The sequence below is a fragment of the Bacillus sp. JJ864 genome (assembly GCF_036963045.1).
In the GTDB taxonomy this organism is placed as follows: domain Bacteria; phylum Bacillota; class Bacilli; order Bacillales; family Bacillaceae_G; genus Bacillus_A; species Bacillus_A pseudomycoides_C.
On the sequence record NZ_JBALLY010000036.1, the window covers coordinates 1 to 17,003 of the forward strand.

Consider the following 17,003-nt stretch of genomic DNA (forward strand, 5'->3'; position numbering starts at 1 on the left):
TTTAAGTTGTAATTATATAATTAACAATTCATCTTCTTGCAATCTACCAATCTCTTCTTTTTTCCATTCAAGATGCTTTTTCCCGCATAGAACGAGCGAATGTTGTTCCATCTATCTCCCACCCTTTAATAACTCTGGCTCTCTACAATTAATCTCTTATTCGGTTAAAAAGTTCATCGAATTTATCTACTTTTTACTTTCTATTAACTTAATTCTTTTTTAATAAGTGCATACCATTTCGCATATGATATAGCTCGTATTCTCTCTGAAATCTACAGCAAATGAGATTTCACTCCGCTTAACTTCCATTATATTACTCTTCATCCGTTTATTTCAATTTCAAAAATTAATACTTTTTTTATGACATTATATATACATTCCGAACACACAAAAAAATAACCACACCCTTACGATGTAGTCATTTCCATACTAACTTACCTTCTTTAAATTAAATGCTGGCTTTTTCACTGTTCCTTTTTTCACAACATATAAGCCAGCGAAAATTACAAATCCACCGAACAACTGCATAATATTTACTTGTTCGCCTATCGTTACAGCCGCAAATATTACAGCAAATAACGGAACAAGATACATATAAACCATTACTTTTGTTGAACCAATTTTACTAATTCCAACGTACCACATTGCAAGTCCAAAAACTGTTGCAAAAACGATAGAGTATCCTAATGATCCCCAGCTTAACATGTCAGTTGTCCATGTTAACGAGTCAACATTTATAAAGCAGTATATAACAAGCGGCACAATTCCTAACAAAGTCGACCAAGCTGTTACTCGCATCGCGGAATATTTCGTAATAAGCGGCTGAGCTAAAATTGGATACCAGCCCCACGCAATTGACGCAACTAACCCAATTATATTTCCAATCCATGCGTATTCATATGTAGACTGATTTGTGTTCCCAGTTAATAACACAAGTGCTGCTCCGCCAAAAGAAAGTAACGATCCGATTTGTATTTTTAGAGAAAAGCGTTCTTGTTTATGTAATACCGCTAAAATCCCCGTAAAGATCGGTGACATTGCAATTAATAATGAAGCATTCGTCGCAGATGTATATTTTACTGAAAGCATAAATAGTGTCTGATATATAGTTGTCCCAACAATACCAACCATTAATAGTCTGAGCCAGTCTTTCTTCTCTATTCGTAACGAACGTTCCATAAAATAAGTAATCAGCAATAAAACTGGAGATGCAATTAAAAAGCGCATACTATTAAATTGAACGGACGACATATATGCCACCCCATATTTTCCTATCGTATAGTTTGCTCCCCATACTAACGCAACTAACATCAGGAGCAATTCCATTTGTCTTTGTTTCATCAATACCTCTCCTTCCCTTATTTAGCATAGTAAAATTGGCCCGATATAACACCATCCAATTGGCTGTTTTTTTACCCAGCCAATTTGCTATAATGGTGATAATGAGTGAACAAGGAGACGTTACAAATGAAATGGACATTAGATACTGATAGTAAAATCCCAATCTATCAACAAGTTGTTGATTATATTGAAAGACGTATTATGTATGGAGAGCTTCCACCAGGAAGTTTTCTTCCGTCAGAACGCAAGCTAGCAGAGCAGCTCCAGGTGAATCGAAGTACAATTACAACAGCTTATAATGAACTACGTGCAATGGGAATTGTTGAAAGTACAACGGGAAAAGGGACGCGTGTAAGTACACATATGTGGGGCGTATCTCCAAAGTTCACACCAAATTGGAGAGGGTTTGTAGAGGGCGGAACATTTTTGCCTAACTTACCGTTCCTTCGCTACATTCGTGAGCAAGTACAGCAAAATGACAATATCATTGATTTTGCAAACGGGGAACTTGGATGTGATTTGTTCCCGCATCAGCAATTACAAACGATATTACGCGAACAACCATTAACACAATCATTAAGTTATGATCATCCGCAAGGCTATCTTCCTTTACGACAAGCTGTATCTATATATATGAAGGAGCACTTACAAATTGATGCAACTGAACAATCCATTATGATTACTTCCGGGGCCCAACAAGCACTACATCTTATTGTCCAATGTTTATTAAATCCAGGTGATGCGGTAGCATTTGAAAGTCCATCACATTGCTATTCCTTACCTCTTTTCCAATCGGCAGGCATTCGAATTTTCCCATTACCTGTTGATGAACATGGGATTCACCCAGATGATGTATATGAGCTGTATCGAAAACATCGGATTAAAATGATTTTCTTAAATCCAAATTATCAAAATCCGACTGGAACTCTCCTTCATCCGAAAAGAAGAGAAACTCTTTTATCTCTATGCGCAGACTTACGCATTCCTATAGTTGAAGATGATCCGTCTAGTTTACTAACATTAGAAGAGAAAGAACAGGTATGTTCAACTTTAAAATCAATTGATACAAACGGAACAGTTATTTATGTTCATTCTTTATCCAAAATGATAGCACCAGGATTACGAATTGGCTGGCTCGTTGCTCCGCAATCTGTTGTTGAACGCTTATCAGATGCACGGCATCAAATGGAATTAGGCTTAAGTATTTTTCCGCAATGGCTTATGCAGCAATTTTTTGAAACCGTTCCGTTCGAAACACATTTACAGCAATTACGGTCTGAATTAATCCAAAAAAGAAATGTTCTAGCAAATGCACTGCAACATTCTCTCAAAGAAGAACTCTCATTTTCTATGCCAACAGGTGGAATTTATATATGGGGCAAATTGCATCAACCGATTAATGAAAAACAGCTGATTATGCTAAGTTTAAAACAACAAGTTGCTTTTATGCCCGGCAGTATTTTTGGCGCAAAAGATGGTTATATTCGTCTATCGTATGGAAAAGTAGATATAAACCACATTGCTGAAGGAGTTTCTCGCCTACAACAGGCGATTAAGTTGTCTCATACATGAAATTATTTCTGACATCTCTCTAAGCAACTACTAGCAAGTCAACTACCCACCACTTAAACGCTAACACGTTTTGAAGTGGGGGCTTGAAACAAGCCTTGGTTGTCTAGCCTCAGTCTTTTGTGGACTCCGTTCGTAGGTTGCATACCCAAGAATGATTCCCTAGTTCTTGGCTCTATGGTGGCTCTGTAACAGTTCTGATTGGGAAGGAACGGTCAACCACATGCCTTCTTGTATAAGAAGTTGCCAACACCTACAAACATTGGCGAAGGGAAACAAACTCTTAGGAGGGACAAAACATGCGTGTATTTGTCAAGAATTTAAGAGGAGAACCGCTTATGCCTTGTAGTCATCGAAAGGCACGAATTCTTCTCAAACAAGGAAAAGCAAAGATTCTTGGATACACTCCGTTTACAATTCAATTACAATATGTCACAGGTGAAGCGGTGCAACCCGTAACAATCGGTATTGACAGCGGAGCAAAGCATATCGGCATTGCGATTACCACTGAAGACAAAGTTCTAGCAAAAGGAACCACCCAGTTGCGTCAGGACGTCAAAGAAAATCTCACACTAAGAGCTGCATTACGTAGAGGTAGAAGACAACGAAAAACAAGGTATCGAAAAGCACGTTTTCTCAATCGAAAAAAGAAAGAAGGATGGTTGCCGCCATCGATTCAAAGTAGAGTGGATAACCAAATTCATTGGATTGAAACATTCAAGTCATTGTTACCTTCGCCAAAAGTGATTGTCGAAGTAGGGAAATTTGATGCACAAAAGCTAAAAAATCCCGATATACAAGGAATCGAATACCAACAAGGAGATGCTTTTGGCTTTTGGAATACGAGATATTATGTATTCGCAAGAGACAATTACACCTGTCAAATTTGTAAGATGAAAGGTGGCATTTTGCATACGCATCATATCATCGAACGCTGCAATGGTGGTTCAGATATGGCAGATAATCTTGTAACAGTACATGATGAATGCCATCAAAAATTTCATCAAGGGAAACTAAAACACACTTTCAAGAAACCAAAACAATATAAAGAGACTGCTTTTATGAATATATTGCGGTTACAAATCATGAATCATTTAGATTGTGACATTACGTATGGCAGTTACACCACGCTAAAACGAAAAGAGTTAGGTTTATCCAAAACACATATAAACGACGCAATTGCGATTACCAATCCAACACAAATACAAGAATATGATCAAAGCGGCGAATTTTGCATCAAGCAATTTAGAAAGAAAAAACGTTCCCTGCATGAAGCAACCACAAGAAAAGGGAGAAAAACGAAAAATACAAGTGCAAAACGGAACAAGAAAAATACACCGCATGCAGATGGAATCTATTTAGGTGATAAAGTGAAAGTATTTGGACAAGTAGGATTTGTGGCAGGGTTTACAGGGAAAATGGTATACGTACAAGATATACATGGACACTATATACAAAATCCTGCTAAATCCTATAAGCAAGTGAAGGTATCGGATATAGAACCTATACACCATACGAACAATTGGCAGTTCTTACAAATCAGTTAGGCTATGCCTAACTGAAATTCATTCCAACCTTACCGCTGGGCTCTTGCACGTCACATGCTTGAAGATGAGGACTTCTTTCGGAAATACGTTAAACACATGTAATTTATTTATATCGGACAATTTAATTTTGTTCCTTTTCACATTACTCAGAAGTACAGTTGGTTTCTATACTTCTGAGTATTTTTCATTCACCTTAGTTCTTCCTAAAATATGTACATACCATTCCATATATGATATACACTCTTATGCTCCTTATCTCCCTGAAACTCTACAGCAAATGGAAGTTCACCGTAATTATTTAATTGATCCTGAACTATACCATTTCCTATCGGTTCACAAAATTGAATGGTTATTTTTCCGAGAGAAAAACCTTGAACTACCGCATTCCACTCCTTATTTACTTTTGGAGGACTCATTTCTATTTGTAGTAACTCTTTCCATCGTTTGCTTGTTTCATTTACATTATTAACAGCATAGAACACTGTTTTCATTCCCATTACATGATTGTCGTGAGATGAAATCACCCCTTTTTTCTGTAAATCATCCCTTCTTTTTGCATCCGATTCGCTCCACTCAATGAAAAATGGAAATCTAGGACCTTCTTCTTCTTGTTCAATAAACAGCATTTTCCATCTCAAGAGTGTTCCGTCATCCCTCATACGTTTCCCTTCCAATGGACCGTTTATATGAAAACCTTTTTCTATCAGTTTCTCAGCAAACTCCTCCATATGTTCAGTCCGCAGTGCAATTTGAAGCAATCCCTCTCCTGTTTTCAACTTATGAACAACTTGCCTAATAAGTGGATTCTCTGTTTGGTTTGCTGCCTCTTGATATTGCACTGCTAAAAACTCAATATATGCTAAATCGAAATAACATAAACTATTATGTGTCCCCCAGTTCGTATGCTCTCCCCCTTGAACGACATGAAATCCATGTATTTTCATTTGATTTATCGCCTCAGCTGGAGAACAATAAACTACATGGACAAGATGATCAAACTGGAACATCTCCTCACCACCATTCCCTTTTCCATTAAGTGTATAATTTTTCAATTATTCTTTTCAATTCTAAAATTAACTTAATAACAAGTTTTAATATAAATACGTATTTTTGTCGAAAAATATTATTCTGAATTTTCTATTAATTTGAAGGGATTTTTGAAACGCGATGCGAAACCATTGTATAACCTTTTTTATCAAAGGATTGCTTTATACATATTTTTTAGGACCGGGATGAATTTTGAAAGCGCTTTTCTAAAATAGCCATTTTTTTCTACAAAAAAATCCTTGCAATATTTTCAGAAAATCATTACAATTGCCATATATTAAAAATTATAGTAATAGAAAAATCCTCATCAATCCGATGAGGTAGAGGTTGCGACTTTTATTAGTAATCTAGACGAGACGCGGAGAACGTCAATAACTCTAGCTGAAAGGAAAAGTTGCCGAAGTTTATACTTCTTCTCTGGAAGTATATGCTGGGGCTGTTTTCAAATAGGAACAGAACTGTCACGTTTACAAAATTACCGCGTAAACGTGGGGCGCTATCTTAACGGAAGGTATGATGGGGTGGCTATTTTTGAATTGCTCCGCTAAAGTCCTTTGGCGGTTTTTTTAATTCCCCCCGCTCCTTCCTATCTTACTAGAAAAGGAGTGTTAAACATGAACGGCGCAACTACTAACGTTACCTCTACAACTACAAATCAATCTGCTCAATCAAATAATGAACTACGACGCGGATTGAAATCTCGCCATCTTACAATGATTTCACTTGGTGGTACAATTGGTACAGGTTTATTCCTAGCAAGCGGTGGTGTTGTCCACACAGCTGGTCCTGGTGGTGCTCTCGTCGCCTACGCTGCAATTGGTATTATGGTATATTTTTTAATGACAAGCTTAGCTGAATTAGCATCCTACATGCCTGTAGCAGGATCATTTAGCACCTATGCAACAAGATTTGTTGACCCATCTCTTGGATTCGCATTAGGTTGGAACTACTGGTATAACTGGGCCATTACAATTGCTGCTGAACTCTCTGCAGTTACTTTAATTATGAAGTTTTGGTTTCCAAATACGCCTTCCCTACTTTGGAGTGGAATTTGTTTAGCTATTATGTTCCTTTTAAATTATTTATCTGTTAAAGGCTTTGGAGAAGCAGAATATTGGTTTGCACTTATTAAAGTTGTAACTGTTATCGCTTTTTTAATCGTCGGATTTCTTATGATTTTCGGTATTATGGGCGGAGAGCCTGTCGGTTTTAAAAACTTCACAGTTGCAGATGCACCGTTTAACGGCGGCTTCATGGCAATCATCGGTGTGTTTATGGCAGCTGGATTCTCGTTCCAAGGAACAGAATTATTAGGAGTTGCGGCCGGTGAAACTGAAGATCCACAACGCAACATTCCAAAAGCAATTCGCAGCATCTTTTGGCGAATTCTATTGTTCTATATTTTTGCGATTCTCGTAATTGGTTTATTAATCCCGTATACAAACGAAAACCTGGCAGCAAGCGATGTAACAGTAAGTCCATTTACACTTATATTCGATAAAGCAGGCATTGCCTTTGCAGCATCAGTAATGAACGCTGTTATTTTAACCGCTGTTTTATCTGCTGGTAACTCTGGTATGTATGCATCAGCACGTATGCTTTGGGATTTAGCAAACCAAGGTAAAGCACCGAAATTTTTAGGGGAATTAAATAGTCGTGGTGTACCTGTAAATGCGTTGCTTGCAACATCATTAGTTGGATCTGCTGCTTTCTTAGCTTCTTTATTCGGTGATGGCGTTGTCTATGTATGGCTATTAAATGCCTCTGGTATGTCAGGATTCATCGCTTGGATCGGAATTGCCATCAGTCACTATCGTTTCCGCAAAGCATACATTGCACAAGGAAAAGACTTAAATGACTTACCTTATAAAGCAAAATGGTTCCCATTCGGCCCTATCTTTGCATTTGTATTATGCTTAATCGTTGTCCTTGGTCAAAACTACGGTGCATTTATGGGAGAATCTATTGATTGGAACGGTGTACTCATTTCATATATCGGCTTACCTCTTTTCTTAGTACTTTGGTTAGGTTATAAATTTACAAAGAAAACAAAAGTCATTCCATTAGATAAATGTGAGCTTTAACAATAAACCTATCAACTCTAGTTGATAGGTTTTCTTATGTGTTTAGATAAACTTCTCGTGAATAAAATATACATCTTTATTTCTTCGCTTCTCTCCTTATTCTGTATATCAAACACGTTTACAGCATATATTTGTAAAAGCGTACTTATACACTCTATCTATATTGTACATAGAATAATAAGAAAGGAGCATAGTTTGTGGAATCACAATCTGCGAAGAAAACTGAGCATAGAACTATACCGCACCCTATAAGAGATGATGGCGCTGGCGCGACCGATTTTGGGCCCCGGGACATCATGCGAGATATTGAGAACCCCGACATGTTCGTTCCACCGGTTACCGATGCCGGAACAATCCCTAATTTAAAGTTCTCTTTTTCCGACACAAATATGCAGTTAAATCACGGCGGTTGGTCACGGCAAGTAACAATTCGAGAACTCCCGATTGCAACCACGCTTGCGGGGGTAAACATGCGTCTGACCCCTGGTGGTGTACGTGAATTACATTGGCATAAGCAAGCTGAGTGGGCCTACATGATTCTAGGACGGGCACGAATTACTTCGGTCGACCAGGACGGGCGGAATTTTATAGCCGATGTCGGCGCAGGGGATTTGTGGTACTTTCCATCCGGAATTCCACACTCGATTCAAGGACTGGAGGAGGGTTGTGAATTTCTACTCGTGTTCGACGATGGCAGCTTCTCCGATTTCGATACCTTCTCTATTACTGATTGGTTTGCCCACACACCAAGGGACGTGCTGGCTGCGAATTTCGGTGTACCCGAAACCGCCGTTTCTCATATCCCTAAAAAACAGCGCTACATTTTTCAGGCTAAGGTGCCTGGATCACTGGAGAGTCAGAAGATTTCAGACCCTTACGGTACGGTGCCGAAAAGCTTCACACATCAGCTGCTCGCACAAGATCCGATTGTAACTCCGGGCGGGACGGTACGTATAGTTGATTCCACCAACTTCCCCATTTCAGAAACTATTGCGGCAGCGTTGGTTGAAATCAAGCCAGGCGGAATGAGAGAAATGCATTGGCATCCGAATAACGATGAGTGGCAATATTATCTCTCTGGAACTGGACGCATGACGGTATTTGCTGCGAATGGCACAGCACGAACTTTTAATTACCGTGCTGGCGATGTAGGCTATGTACCGTTCGCTATGGGACATTACATCCAAAACACCGGCCAGCAAAGCCTATGGTTTCTGGAGATGTTCAAGAGTAATCGCTTTTCTGACGTGTCGTTGAACCAATGGATGGCTCTGACTCCAAAAGAACTAGTAGAGGAACATTTGCATATAGGGCCAGAATTGATGAATGCATTACGCAAGGAGAAATGGCCTGTCGTCAAATAGATGATTGTACGTTCTTTCATTAACTATTAATTTTAATGAACACTAATTTGTAAACATCCTCTTTCAAGAAACAATCTGAAGGAGAATGCTTACATTTTTTGTGTTAATTTTATCCAAAAATAAGTAGCTGTTTCAAAGTGTTTTTGTTAAAATGGGATTTTAGGAAAAGGACGTGATTATATGTATATTCGTGTTACAAATATAGCACAAGAAAAACTGCTACAAAACGAAGATAAAATTATTATTAGAATAAAAGGAAGTATCGGAAATACTTGTACTGTCTATGTAAATATAGATTTAATCGTTGATGAATACAATGCAAATGATGTCGTATTTGAAGATGAAAAGCTCGTAATTCAAATGGACGATTTTACAAAAGATTACATCGGAGATACTATGACGCTTGACTACAATACAGGGTTTAAAATCACAACACCAAGTGAAACGATTGTTTATGGATTATCACTGAAAAAATAGTGCTTTTTAATACAAAACAAACAACGCATAGAAAAAGCAATGCGTTGTTTGTTTTTATTTTATCCTTTTAGAACCAAATCAGCATGTTTGTCAGGAGCTTCCGTATTGATATAAAATTCTTCAGCTTTCCAATATCTATTTTCAAATTTCGCAATGTTCTTTTGAGTATCTTTACTTTCACGAAGAAACCTCATACTTCTTGGACAATCTAGATATACGACATAATCATAGAAGCTTCTCCACTCTTTTCGCTGAAGAAAAACGCCTTCTACTATGATAACTGAAGCATTAGAAAGCTGTATTTCCTGCTGACTATGTATGTCAGATTCATCATCATAAACAGGAAGAGTGAGATGGTTAGAGGATTTTAGTTTACTGAAAAAATGTTGACTTAACCAATTCGTATCCCATTGTAATTTATAGTACTCATACCACTCCTCATTTCCCGTATTGTAACGCTTTTCACGTTCAACAATATAATCATCAATATGAAAAACTTGAAACGGGATGTTCTTCTCTTTCATATTTTGACTAAGTTTATTCACGAGCGTTGTTTTGCCAGAACGACTTAAGCCATCTATCCCTAAAATAAACCGATTTCCACTGTTGGCATTTTTAATTATTTCTAGTAATATTCTTTCGTTCTCCCCCAAACTGCTCTCCCCTTTGCAACAAATCTCCTTTTTTTGAAACTACGATAGTTTTTTTACGCGATTTAAACATATACGATATTTTCCTTAACATTTAATAACTCAAGCTATTCTTTGTCCGCTAAAATCCCCTTCGCAAAACTCCCGATTGTTTCATGAAACACATAATCAAAATATTGTTCTTGTCCTGTTTGTTCATTATTAACAAGTATTGTTGTTGCTCCTATTTCTCGTTTTGCGATTTGCGGAAAGGATGCTACAGGCTGTACTTTCAATGACGTTCCCATCACAAGCAATACATCCGTTTCATATAATCTTTCAACTGCCATTTGAAATTGCGGCAATGTATCCCCATATAACACAACATCTGGATTCAAAATGAAATTACACTTTTCACAGCGCGGCACTTCATGTTCAATCATATATTGTAAGTTGTATTGTACACGGCATTTCGGACAATGAGCAGATTGAAGCGTACCATGTAAATTAATAACCCGTGTACTCCCGCTCAATTGATGAAGGCCATCAATATTTTGTGTTAACACTACAATATCTTTTCCCGCCTGCTCTAATTGCGCAAGAAACGTATGTCCTTCATTCGGTTTATATTGATGAAATGTATCAATTTGAAAAATTGCTTTATAATGTTTCCAAAATTCTTTCGGATTTCGATTATAATATCCTCTTGATAAATACATTTCTACCTTTGCATCTGCGTACAAACCATTTGCTGATCGAAAGTCTGGAATTCCACTCTCTGTACTTGCACCCGCTCCGGTTAACACTGTAATTTTCTTGGCACTTTTAATAATAGAACGCACTTCTCCATAATGCTGCACAACATTCACCTCTATGTATCATTCTTTTTACATTATAACAGGCATTCATAAAAACTTGGAAATATTTCCTTGCTAATTTATCTCAGCTACTTCTTAAATTTCGGTTGCACATTTTCAAGATTAAAATAAAAGAAGGGATCAAAACGAAAAATGAGTTTTGATCCCTTCCAAAAGCGATTATAGTACTCTAGCATGCTGCAATGGCCAAAATATTGCTGAACCTTTCCCTACAATTTGTTCTTCAGAAACAAATCCAAATGCTCGGCTATCTTTAGATACTTGACGATTATCTCCTAGTACAAATACAGAACCTTCTGGAACAGTTTTCTTCCCTGTTATCCCTTCTAATGTAAAATCAGGAGTTAACACCTCTCCAGATATCTGCTTTTTATATTCATCTAAATATGGTTCAGTAACTGCTTTACCATTTACATATAAAACATCGTGTTTATATTCGATTGTGTCTCCCGGTAATCCAATTACTCGTTTCACTAAATCATGACCTTCATTCCCATGAAAAACGATAATTTCAAAACGATCTAATCCTTGTATACTATAGCCAATTTTATTTACAACCATTCTCTCATTGTTTTCTAGCGTTGGCATCATAGATTCACCTTGCACAAGCGATGGTGTAAATAAAAATGCCCGACAAACAAATGCAATAATTAAAGCTAAAGCAATGCTTTTAACCCATGACATAATCTCACTCTTTTTCATCTATCCCCTATCTCCTTTAACAACTAGTCATTTTTGCGATTTCTTGTACATTTTGAACAACAATTTCACCAAAGCACGATTTTTCCTCTCTCACCGCTGTACCTACGTGAGCCTGCGTAATCCCTGTTTCATGTAGTAATTGTTGTATATTCTCTTTCGTGACGCCACTACCAACAATCATTTCTATTTGCCCTTCACTTGCTTCGTGCATTTGGCGCAAGACCGAAATGTTATCTTCTATTTTCCCTTGTCCGCCAGATGTTAAAATATGTGTGACTTTCTTAAACTTCCGCAATAATTTGATAGCCTCTACTAAATCCGCCATTTCATCAATTGCACGGTGAAACGTCACATTCACTCCCTCTGCTACTTCTAATAATTTTGCTAACTTTTCTTCATCAATTTCATTCTTTTCATTTAAAACGCCTAATACAACACCAGTTGCACCAAGCTCTTTTGCCACTCGAATATCTTCTCTCATTAATTTTATTTCTTCATAAGAATATACGAAAGACTTGGCATGAGGACGAATCATTACATGCACCGGAATAGAAACAGCAGCTATCGCGTTTTTTATTAACGCATAGCTCGGTGTAAGTCCACCTTCTGTAAAAGCTGTAATTAATTCGATTCGTTTCCCACCGCCACGCTCAATCCGTTTGGCATCTTCTAAACATGTTGCGATGACTTCTAGCATTTGTTAACTCCCTTTTGTACATTGTCCATTTTTATTATATACGAAAAAGGAAAGTAGTACCTATTTTTTAACATCAAAATCTTGCAAGGCATGTTGTGCTAATAGCGAAATTGTCATATCATCCATTGGAGGATTATGAAGGCCAGCGCGTACATGTAAATAATAACGGTGTAATGGATTTTTTTCAGATAAACTCCTTGCTCCAACGATACGCATCGCCTTATCTACAATAGAAATCGCTGCATTTGTCACCGTATATTTCACAGCTGCCATTTCGGCTTGCATACACTGTTTATTTTCTTCTTCATAGCGTTTTGCAACACTATATAAAAAAGTACGAGCTTGCATCATCTCTAATTCTATTTCTCCTATTAACCTTTGCACATTTGGTACCATCGCTATCGGCCCTTTCAAACTATTTGGTTGATATGTTGCAGCAAATTGCAAAGCATACCGCCGCGCCGCCTCTGCAATTCCGAGATAACAAGCTGGAATGTGCAAAAGCCACCCTCTTCTCTTTTCTGTACTACGCGGTGAAATTTTCTCAACAAAATATTTATATGGAACTGCTACTTGTTCTAAAATCAAATCATGACTTGCTGTACCTCGCATAGCTACACAATCCCATGTTTCTTCAATTGAGACACCCTCTGTAGTACGCGGAACAAGAAATTCTCCTATTTCTTCTGTCCCTTCGATAGATGCAGAAACTAGAAAATAATCTAATACTGGTGCCATTGTTGTAAATGTTTTTCTTCCAGAAATAATCCAAGTATCTCCTTTTCGTACCGCTGTTGTCTCTAGTTTTCCTCCTCTTGTCGGACTCCCCGTGTTTCGTTCCGTGGCCGCTCGGTTTATAAGTGCTCCGTTCTTCACCTTTTTACAAAGCCAAGAAAACCATTTCTTATCCCATGAACGATTTTCAGAAAGTTCATGTATAATCCCAAGATGCCACCCCATACATAGTGCCGTCGCACCATCACCCTGTGCAATATATTCTTGAAATAATAAAAGATCATACAAGGACATTCCTAAACCACCTTCGTCCTTTGGAACTGTCCAGGATGTATACCCAATTCCTTTTAAATCTTTTACATTTTCAAAAGGAAATGAATACAATTTATCTAACTGCTGCTCTCTGTTTGAAAATAGAGTGATATATGGTTGTAATTCACTAAGCCGCTTTTGTTGCTCTTTCGTTCTTACAAAATCCATTTCATCAACCCTTTCCACGTCATCCTAAAATTATATGCATACAGTTTCCTTTAGTTATTACACAACAAAAATTTCGTTCGTAGATCTTTCATTTTTCCCATTCTTTTCCCTAAACATATTAATCCACACCTCAATTGTCTCACTATTCCGACAGAAAAAACAATGTTTTAAACAAAAAAAGATATCCTAAAACATAAGGATACCTCCTTTATTCATCACCCTTCAAAGACCTAACGGGTAAGGATGCAACATAACCAATATAAGAACATAACTCTTTAAAAAAGAACGGTAACTCTGTGTCTAGGCTGCGGTAAGCAGACGTTGGTGTTGGTGAAGAATAGGCATCCATACCGAGGTGCTTAGCAATTTGCATTGCTCGTTTCATATGAAGCGGATCACTTACAATTGTATACGTTTGTATGCCGTGGTCTTTTCCAATCTGAAGGGCATTTTTTAAATTCTCTTCTGTAAAACGCGACTCCGTTTCAATTAAAATATCTTCATCCTTCACACCCTGCTTTAATGCATATATTTTTGACGTACGCGCTTCTTCTAATTCTGCTTCAAATTTCGTGCCCCCTGTAAAAATAATTTTTTTAACACTTCCATTTTGATAGAGAGAAATAGCATGATTAATTCTCTCGCGAAGTACCGGTGAAGGTTTTCCATTCCAAGAAGCAGCTCCTAACACAATTGCCGCATCTGTATCAACTTGATCTGTCTTAGAACGATAATGCCAAATATCATACGCCGCATAACCGACAAATACAATAATGGAACCAAGTATGAATAAGAGTGCCTGCACCACTCTTACTTTTATACTTCTTTTTTTCTTCATAAACTTATAGCCCCCGTATTTCATACATACTTTATACTAAAATTCGTTTCATCGAATAATCGGTCAATTTGTTTTTTGAATTCATTTGAAAGAAGGTAGTTTCCTGAATAACAGTTCTATAAAAGAGGTTGCAATAAAAAGAGATTTTTATATTTCACACTATTTATATATCCGTTTAATTTTTTCGATATTTAAGTCGCTGCTATACCAAATACAACATGACCTACACACGCTTTCTCCTTTTGTTTTAAACATTGCATGTGGTAGGAAAAAGGCTCTGACCACTTATATGCTCGACCAGAAGCTGTTGTCTCCCTTAAAAAAAGGAGTTTTTAGTCATATAAGTAAACTGTTTACAATTACAACTTATTTTTCTCTCAAATTCTTAACCTCTTTATTGTAGCGAATTTTTCTGTAGAATGGAATGATGAAACAAAAGTATATAGAATACGTAATCGTTTTGTAAGAAAAAACGCCTTCTAACATGTTAGAAGGCATTTCACTAAATCTACTATTTCAAAATCCAATATTTTATATGTTCTTCCTGTAACACACAACAAAAACCAGATTTTTCTAACACTCTCACAGAAGCAGTATTACTCGTTAAACATTCCGCTTTAATCGTCGTTACATTTTGCTGATTCAATAACCACTGCACAAGACCTTTCGCCATTTCTGTAGCATATCCTTTTTCTTGATAATCAGGGACAATACTATAGCCAATTTCAACAATCCCATTCACATCTGGAACACCTTTACAACCCATATCGCCAATAATTGTATTGTCTTTTTTATGAATAATAAGACCACTCCACTGGCTACTTTCTGGATTTTCTTGTAGTCGCTCTGCTATCCACGGTAAAATTTCTGCATAATCAGGCATAGGCCATTGCTTAGAAACTTTATAAGGAACTATTTTCGAAAGCTCCTCATTTCCTTGTATTGTAGCCTCTACTAACTCTAATGTGAATGAAATCATTTTTAAACGTTCTGTTTCTATATACGGCACATTTATCCCCCTCTACCGATAACACTTTAATTTATTTTCTAATTGTTCTTTTACACTTGGCCAATCTTCTGAAATAATACTATATACAACCGCATCCCTCACATATCCATTTGGAAGTTGGCGTTCATTTCGCATTATCCCTTCTTTAACGGCTCCAAGTCTTTCAATTGCTCGCTGTGACTTTTCATTACGAGCATCTGTTTTAATTTGGACACGCAACATTCCTAGCTCTTCAAATGCATAACGAAGCATCATATATTTGCACTCTGTATTTACACTTGTACGTTGCACGGTTGGACTATACCAAGTATGTCCAAGTTCAGTTGTTTTGCAATCCTTTGAAATATTGTATAGTCGCGTTGTACCCACAATCTCATTTGTCGTTTGATCAATTACAGTAAACGGAAGGTCAACTCCCTTTTTATACTTTTCTATTGATTCGTCAACTAACATTTCCATGTCTTCCAAACAATCCATTTTCGCTATTAAATATGTCCAAATATCTGGGTGTTTTTCAATAATGGCGTACAATGGTCGTACATCATTTATAGATAATAACTGCAATTTTGCTCGATTATATACAATTTCCATAGAACTGTCCCCTCTTTTTACCGTCTCAATTATATGATAATATTAATTGCGTAAATTTTCAAAAATATATAACTGAAAATGCTTAGGGGGAATATATTTTGAAACGCTATTTTATTAACAATGGAAAAATAGATATACATATTACAGAATGGGGCCAAAAAAATGCCCCTGTAATCTTTTGTTTACACGGATTAGGCGGCACTAGTCTTAGCTTCATCGAAATTGCTGAGCAACTTAAAGAAGAGTATATGTTGATTGCAATTGATGCGCCTGGGCACGGTAAAACTTCTCCCTTTGAACAAGATGAAGAATACGAAATGCCTCGTTTGACAACGTGGCTAAACGATTTATTGAATCATCTTGAGATTAATCAATTTTATTTTTTATCACACCCATGGGGAAGTTTTGTATCTTTGTTTTATTTAGCGGAATATCCAGAAAGAGTAAATGGTTCCATTCTTATTGATGGTGGCTATCAAACGAAAAGACTTAAGGAACAAACTATGGAAGAAGAAGTCGCTTACCATGAAAAAGATTTTGAGGAATATGTATTTGATGATTGGAAAGGGTTCTTCAATAGTGAAAAAAAAGTATATACAAGGTGGTCTCCGCTTATAGAAATGTCAGTAAAGGATCTTGGCTTAGAAAAAACAATAAAATATATTGGCACGCAAGAGGCATAACAGCTGGAAATATTATTAAAGCGATGCATAAACACGAAACAGCAGATATTTATGAAAACTTGCCTTCCAATATCATATTACTAAGAGCTACATTACCGAGCAGCTGGGACGAATATCGAGATAAGACGGCAAACATTTTTGAGCAGAAAACAAGAGGAACAGTAAAACGAATTCCTAATACTACTCACATGCTGCATTGGGATAATCCAGAGGTTGTAGTAGAGGAGATAAGGAAAAACTGGTCTCAATCTTATTAGACAAACAGGTGCTTTACTTGAATAAGTTAAATAAATTCATATCAAAAAACGTTATCCTTTCTGTATATTTCTACA

Annotated in this window: 15 protein-coding genes, 1 pseudogene and 1 riboswitch; of the genes and pseudogenes, 6 read left to right on the forward strand and 10 right to left on the reverse strand. The window is 37.0% G+C overall.

What is annotated here, in order from left to right; genetic code table 11:
* Positions 1 to 429 precede the first annotated feature (429 nt).
* Positions 430 to 1,341: a DMT family transporter gene (locus V7024_RS06945; protein WP_098919030.1), complete on the reverse strand. Its 912-nt coding sequence runs from the start codon at positions 1,339 to 1,341 to the stop codon at positions 430 to 432.
* Between the two features lie 126 nt (positions 1,342 to 1,467).
* On the opposite strand from V7024_RS06945, the gene V7024_RS06950 reads away from it, so the two are divergent.
* Both V7024_RS06950 and iscB read left to right on the forward strand, forming a co-directional pair.
* Positions 1,468 to 2,913 carry a PLP-dependent aminotransferase family protein gene (locus V7024_RS06950; protein WP_335517509.1) on the forward strand — a complete coding sequence of 482 codons (1,446 nt, stop codon included), beginning with the start codon at positions 1,468 to 1,470 and terminating at the stop codon, positions 2,911 to 2,913.
* A 296-nt stretch (positions 2,914 to 3,209) separates the two neighbouring features.
* Positions 3,210 to 4,457, forward strand: coding sequence for an RNA-guided endonuclease IscB (gene iscB / locus V7024_RS06955; RefSeq protein WP_335517512.1), 1,248 nt, complete (start codon positions 3,210 to 3,212; stop codon positions 4,455 to 4,457).
* Between the two features lie 203 nt (positions 4,458 to 4,660).
* Here iscB and V7024_RS06960 read toward each other — a convergent pair whose 3' ends face one another.
* On the reverse strand, positions 4,661 to 5,464 hold the full coding sequence (locus tag V7024_RS06960; protein WP_335517515.1) for a VOC family protein: 804 nt from the start codon (positions 5,462 to 5,464) through the stop codon (positions 4,661 to 4,663).
* A 353-nt stretch (positions 5,465 to 5,817) separates the two neighbouring features.
* Positions 5,818 to 6,011, forward strand: a riboswitch (Lysine riboswitch).
* A gap of 107 nt (positions 6,012 to 6,118) precedes the next feature.
* On the opposite strand from V7024_RS06960, the gene V7024_RS06965 reads away from it, so the two are divergent.
* The 3 genes from V7024_RS06965 (at position 6,119) to V7024_RS06975 (ending at position 9,429) form a co-directional block, all read left to right on the forward strand.
* Complete coding sequence (locus V7024_RS06965) at positions 6,119 to 7,588, forward strand: amino acid permease (protein WP_335517517.1); 1,470 nt, start codon at positions 6,119 to 6,121, stop codon at positions 7,586 to 7,588.
* A gap of 197 nt (positions 7,589 to 7,785) precedes the next feature.
* A complete protein-coding gene (locus tag V7024_RS06970; RefSeq protein WP_335517519.1) occupies positions 7,786 to 8,952 on the forward strand; it encodes an oxalate decarboxylase family bicupin in 1,167 nt (388 codons plus the stop codon).
* A 180-nt stretch (positions 8,953 to 9,132) separates the two neighbouring features.
* Entirely contained in the window at positions 9,133 to 9,429 is a 297-nt protein-coding gene (locus tag V7024_RS06975) for an iron-sulfur cluster biosynthesis family protein (protein WP_335517522.1), read from the forward strand.
* Positions 9,430 to 9,488: 59 nt separating this feature from the next.
* Here the strand turns inward: V7024_RS06975 and V7024_RS06980 are convergent, their stop codons facing one another.
* The 8 genes from V7024_RS06980 to V7024_RS07015 form a co-directional block, all read right to left on the reverse strand.
* Positions 9,489 to 10,082, reverse strand: coding sequence for a kinase (locus V7024_RS06980; protein WP_335517526.1), 594 nt, complete (start codon positions 10,080 to 10,082; stop codon positions 9,489 to 9,491).
* Positions 10,083 to 10,186: 104 nt separating this feature from the next.
* Positions 10,187 to 10,918: an NAD-dependent protein deacylase gene (locus V7024_RS06985; protein WP_438824445.1), complete on the reverse strand. Its 732-nt coding sequence runs from the start codon at positions 10,916 to 10,918 to the stop codon at positions 10,187 to 10,189.
* Positions 10,919 to 11,095: 177 nt separating this feature from the next.
* Positions 11,096 to 11,638 carry a signal peptidase I gene (gene lepB, locus V7024_RS06990; protein WP_335517532.1) on the reverse strand — a complete coding sequence of 181 codons (543 nt, stop codon included), beginning with the start codon at positions 11,636 to 11,638 and terminating at the stop codon, positions 11,096 to 11,098.
* 16 nt (positions 11,639 to 11,654) lie between these two features.
* Positions 11,655 to 12,335, reverse strand: coding sequence for a copper homeostasis protein CutC (locus V7024_RS06995; protein WP_335517535.1), 681 nt, complete (start codon positions 12,333 to 12,335; stop codon positions 11,655 to 11,657).
* Positions 12,336 to 12,395: 60 nt separating this feature from the next.
* Positions 12,396 to 13,550 carry an acyl-CoA dehydrogenase family protein gene (locus V7024_RS07000; RefSeq protein WP_335517538.1) on the reverse strand — a complete coding sequence of 385 codons (1,155 nt, stop codon included), beginning with the start codon at positions 13,548 to 13,550 and terminating at the stop codon, positions 12,396 to 12,398.
* A gap of 208 nt (positions 13,551 to 13,758) precedes the next feature.
* Entirely contained in the window at positions 13,759 to 14,388 is a 630-nt protein-coding gene (locus tag V7024_RS07005; protein WP_335517541.1) for a YdcF family protein, read from the reverse strand.
* 511 nt (positions 14,389 to 14,899) lie between these two features.
* Complete coding sequence (locus tag V7024_RS07010; protein WP_335517544.1) at positions 14,900 to 15,397, reverse strand: GNAT family N-acetyltransferase; 498 nt, start codon at positions 15,395 to 15,397, stop codon at positions 14,900 to 14,902.
* A gap of 12 nt (positions 15,398 to 15,409) precedes the next feature.
* Complete coding sequence (locus tag V7024_RS07015) at positions 15,410 to 15,988, reverse strand: GNAT family N-acetyltransferase (protein WP_335517547.1); 579 nt, start codon at positions 15,986 to 15,988, stop codon at positions 15,410 to 15,412.
* A 98-nt stretch (positions 15,989 to 16,086) separates the two neighbouring features.
* Here V7024_RS07015 and V7024_RS07020 point away from each other — a divergent pair.
* Positions 16,087 to 16,928, forward strand: a pseudogene (locus tag V7024_RS07020) (alpha/beta fold hydrolase).
* Positions 16,929 to 17,003: the final 75 nt, after the last annotated feature.

Excerpts from the sequence above, each read along its gene's own strand:
- iscB (WP_335517512.1), top strand. The coding sequence starts at position 3,210 with ATGCGTGTATTTGTCAAGAATTTAAGAGGAGAACCGCTTATGCCTTGT.
- V7024_RS06975 (WP_335517522.1), top strand. The coding sequence starts at position 9,133 with ATGTATATTCGTGTTACAAATATAGCACAAGAAAAACTGCTACAAAAC.
- V7024_RS06995 (WP_335517535.1), bottom strand. The coding sequence starts at position 12,335 with ATGCTAGAAGTCATCGCAACATGTTTAGAAGATGCCAAACGGATTGAG.
- V7024_RS06965 (WP_335517517.1), top strand. The coding sequence starts at position 6,119 with ATGAACGGCGCAACTACTAACGTTACCTCTACAACTACAAATCAATCT.
- V7024_RS07005 (WP_335517541.1), bottom strand. The coding sequence starts at position 14,388 with ATGAAGAAAAAAAGAAGTATAAAAGTAAGAGTGGTGCAGGCACTCTTA.
- lepB (WP_335517532.1), bottom strand. The coding sequence starts at position 11,638 with ATGAAAAAGAGTGAGATTATGTCATGGGTTAAAAGCATTGCTTTAGCT.
- V7024_RS06945 (WP_098919030.1), bottom strand. The coding sequence starts at position 1,341 with ATGAAACAAAGACAAATGGAATTGCTCCTGATGTTAGTTGCGTTAGTA.
- V7024_RS07000 (WP_335517538.1), bottom strand. The coding sequence starts at position 13,550 with ATGGATTTTGTAAGAACGAAAGAGCAACAAAAGCGGCTTAGTGAATTA.
- V7024_RS06950 (WP_335517509.1), top strand. The coding sequence starts at position 1,468 with ATGAAATGGACATTAGATACTGATAGTAAAATCCCAATCTATCAACAA.
- V7024_RS06960 (WP_335517515.1), bottom strand. The coding sequence starts at position 5,464 with ATGTTCCAGTTTGATCATCTTGTCCATGTAGTTTATTGTTCTCCAGCT.
- V7024_RS07015 (WP_335517547.1), bottom strand. The coding sequence starts at position 15,988 with ATGGAAATTGTATATAATCGAGCAAAATTGCAGTTATTATCTATAAAT.